Source organism: Bartonella saheliensis (genome assembly GCF_902162175.1).
This window is the reverse complement of sequence record NZ_LR607267.1, coordinates 1-3,887: the sequence shown is the minus strand read 5'-3', so window position 1 is coordinate 3,887 and position 3,887 is coordinate 1. Positions and strand designations below refer to the sequence as shown.

General features: G+C 36.0%; 4 protein-coding genes. 1 reads left to right on the top strand and 3 read right to left on the bottom strand.

Annotation, left to right across the window (positions count from 1 at the left end):
• Positions 1–23: 23 nt before the first annotated feature.
• On the top strand, positions 24–1,061 hold the full coding sequence (locus tag FS875_RS09455) for a tyrosine-type recombinase/integrase (RefSeq protein ID WP_144756088.1): 1,038 nt from the start codon (positions 24–26) through the stop codon (positions 1,059–1,061).
• Here FS875_RS09455 and FS875_RS09450 read toward each other — a convergent pair.
• The 3 genes from FS875_RS09450 to FS875_RS11020 are packed head-to-tail and all read right to left on the bottom strand — an operon-like array spanning position 1,058 to position 3,587.
• Entirely contained in the window at positions 1,058–2,164 is a 1,107-nt protein-coding gene (locus tag FS875_RS09450) for a DUF6990 domain-containing protein (protein ID WP_425456914.1), read from the bottom strand. The genes FS875_RS09455 and FS875_RS09450 overlap by 4 nt on opposite strands.
• Positions 2,165–2,175: 11 nt before the next feature.
• Positions 2,176–3,393, bottom strand: coding sequence for a DUF6990 domain-containing protein (locus FS875_RS09445; RefSeq protein WP_144756082.1), 1,218 nt, complete (start codon positions 3,391–3,393; stop codon positions 2,176–2,178).
• Positions 3,342–3,587 carry a DUF6990 domain-containing protein gene (locus FS875_RS11020; RefSeq protein ID WP_425456913.1) on the bottom strand — a complete coding sequence of 82 codons (246 nt, stop codon included), beginning with the start codon at positions 3,585–3,587 and terminating at the stop codon, positions 3,342–3,344. Before FS875_RS11020 ends, FS875_RS09445 begins: the two co-directional genes overlap by 52 nt.
• Positions 3,588–3,887: the final 300 nt, after the last annotated feature.

Below are 3,887 nucleotides of genomic sequence, written 5' to 3'. Positions count from 1 at the left end.
ATATCGTCTTATAGGATATTGCCATGCCAAAACCACGCCCCCCTCATTTAGTCAAAGAAGTCACACGCCATGGCAAAATCATATGGTATGTCCGTATTAATCATGGAAAACGTATTAGAATACGCGGCACCTACGGAACGCAAGAGTTCGTTGACAACTACAAAACGGCACTTGCCCAATTACAAGGACTAATACTTCCTAAATCTAAAACCGGTAAACTTACTGAAGGGTCATTCGCATGGCTGCTTAAGCAGTATTTAAACAGCTCTAATTGGCATAATCTCTCTACAACTACGAAAAAACAAAGAAAACTCATTCTTATGAAGATATGCGATAGCATAGGAAACATTCCATACCAAGTAATCGAAAAAAAACATATCATAGCTGGTGTTGAACGGCGTAAAGAAACACCAGCAATGGCCAGAGAATTTCTGAAAACTCTTAGTGGACTATTTAAATGGGCAATTGAACAAGGTCTTTTGGAAAATAATCCAACTTTAGGGGTCAAAAAACCTCCGCTAAAAAACAAAGAAGGCTTTCCTGCTTGGACAGAAGAAGATGTTGAGAAATATTACCAACGCTGGTCACATGGTACTCATGAACGTGTTTGGATTGATGTCCTTTTGTATACGGGTTTGCGTCGTGGTGATGCCGTTCGCATTGGCTGGAAAGACGTAAAAGATAATATTATTCATCTCAAAACAGAGAAAAGCAAATTCCAAACAGATGTCTTTCTACCTATTTTACCGGAATTAGCCAAAACGCTTGAAGCTGGTCCGATTGGAGAAGAAACATTCATCTGTAGTAAAACTAATCAAAAATTTATCAAAGAAAGCTTTGGTAATACATTTCGAGACGCTTGTAATGCGGCTGGAATTAAAAAATCAGCACACGGTTTGCGAAAATTAGCAGCAACACGCGCCGCTAATTCGGGTGCAACAATTTCACAATTGAAAGCAATTTTTGGCTGGACAGAAGATCAAATGGCATCTCTTTACACAAAGAGCGCAGACCGTAAAAGATTAGCACTAGAAGCGATAAAAAAGCTCCAAAAAAGTTAGGGATAGAGGCAAAAAAACGTAATAGAATCAGGATTCACCAATTCCCTTATATTTAACATAACTTTTTGATTTAACTTACTTTTTATATCCCAAGGTGGCATACCATATGTAAAACGAGACCATTTGTGAATATCAATGCCTTCCATTGCCCATTCCAAAATGCAATCAAGCTTTAATGCCAGATAATCAGCACTGACCTTTTCTTCTGCAATGTCCATCCCCTTTTTATTAAAATAAAGCTGTAGATCAGGTAATTTTTGAGAATTTAGGGGATCAATTATCTTACAGACAGTCGACAGAATACTCGTCGTAATCGAGAATCCAACATCAAATCGTGGATAATCTCTCGTGATTTCATCGTTGTAAAGAACTTTCACTTCACGGTCTGGCAATTGATAAATTGCTAAAAGATCTCCTTTTCCTTCTACCCCATGAACAAACCAGCCTAAACTCTTGAAAAATGCTTTTGTGCTTTTCATAGTTAAGAATATTTCTTCTTCCGCTTTAAGAGATATCGTTTTGGAATCAAAAGTTAAAAGTGAAGTGGATTTTAGAAAATTTAAATGATAATGCCGTGTAAGAGTCAGAATATAGTTAATAAGGTCTTTTGTAATTTCTTCTGCAAAACCTAAGTAATTTCCTGTTCTAAAGCTCTCTTTATAAAATTTGAGCTTCTCAGTATCTCCCATTAACACAAGCGCTATAAGATGGCGCCTGACAAGTTCAACTTCACTGTCCATAGGTAAAGCAGCATAATCTGAAATGATTTGTTTCACATTTTGCCGTTGAGCCCAATCAAGAATATATCCACAGATCTGCTTCAGTCTACTTTCATCTACACTATGACACAATACTGTATAGATATCTTCTGCTTCTTTGAGAGCCGTATACTGAGACCTTGTAGGAAAAATATCCCTATAAGCCGTTGAAAAACTCAGTATTGAAAATGAAGCCTTAAATGTGATAATTGGCTCTTCTCCTTCAATATCACGGCTGTACGTTATATTAATAAGGCGGTCTTTACCTATAAAATAAGCATTATAGTTGTGGTTTTTATCGTGATAAGTTGTCCAACCCATCGTTTTTAATTGTTCTGTAACTATGTTGAGAACAGCTAAATTTTGCCTCTCCGTCCATGCATCTTTCCCTTTTTGTCCCTCAGACTTTTCTTTGGCAACAATCCTAGCACATTTAAAATGGATCTCATTGGTGTTTTTGCACGAATCCAGCTATTTATGTGTAGCAATGCTTTAGTGATCGGAGTGAAAGGCCTTATTATGCGCCCAGAAAACAAAGGCGGTGACATAAAGTAAGACATTATATGCCCTATAAAATTTTCTTTTTTGCTAGGATAGTGCACTCTAAAATGCTCCTCAGCAAATTCAACGGCACGATCAACACAACTCATTATAGAAGGGCTTGTTGAATATTGGGCAATCTTATCTGAGGCAAGAGCATTTTGATAAGATTTTAGTGCCTCAATCTTACCCATCAATGCTAAACACGCCAAATGCCAAATCATATTCGGACAAGATCCTGATGCTTGGAGATATGTTTGAATAGGCGCTCTGCTTGCTATCTCTGCTTCAAAATCCTGAGCACGTGCCCACTGTATCACCCGCTCAGAAATATTGATCAGTTCTTGCTCAGTAAGTGTCTTAAGGCAAATATTAATCCCATTTCCGAGACTGTTAAAAGTTTGATAAATATCCTTAGGCCGTACGAATTCATAGCCCTTTCCATAATGAATATAACGACAAGCTTGTGAAATTTCTTCCGTGGATGTTATAGCATTAATATAGAGATTTTGCTTATCATTGAGATGCCACAAATCAAAATGAAATTTAATAAATCGATCTGGCAGAGCCAACCACATTTGTCCCAGTTGCGTTGCAAACCAACCATGAGTCTTCAGAATATTAGTTGCCACTGTTAAATTTATTAACTGCCTTGTGGGTGTATTGTGTGCAAGAATATCATCCAATTCCCCATTCTTATGAGCTTGTACAAAAAGAAGGACGCGCTCAACCCATGTTGTTGTTTCGTAATGAGAAAATTCTGCTACATGCAATTTGGACGTAGAGTTATAATTCTTTAAAATCTCTATATCGCCAAGCACAGCCTGTGCAACAACAGAACTCTTAGCAAAATCATTGGCAGCTTCTTGGCGTAACTTTTGTTCAATATCTTGTGTCTTTGCCCACGCTATTATCTTATTTAATGATGCCTCAATACGTCTTTGCGAAAGATCTCGAACTTTAATATCAAAATATCTATCTTCTAAAAAGAGCGTATCTTCAGAAGAAAATTTCTTACCTCGGACATATTCCAAGCAAGGAGATAGGGAGCTGTTGTAAGACTTGCCACCAACATAAGCTTTCTATCTCTCCATCCATATTTTACTTCGTAGCTAATGCGCACAATGCGATCAGATAAGTAATAACAAGCATGGTAATTGCCTATGTTATCACAATATGGCACCCAGTTAAATTTTTTTAAAATTTTTGTTACATCTTTTGTTTGCATCATGATGCACTTCTACTCTCCAATGAGTGAAACAATAGAAGAATTCTTGCCATTTGATCTGCTTTCCATTTTCTCTTTAAATGCTCCTTAAACTCAATATTTACAAAATTATTGAGCTCTTTTTAAATTCTTGAAATTTGTGTAATATTCATAAATTTATCCAAATACTGTTTGTTTTTTCTTTACTATTAAATAACTCAATACTTGGTAAGTATAAATATCATTACAAGATAAATAATAGTTTGTTAGTATAATTTATAATTAAAACTATTACATCATAAAGATTATTTAAAATTAACT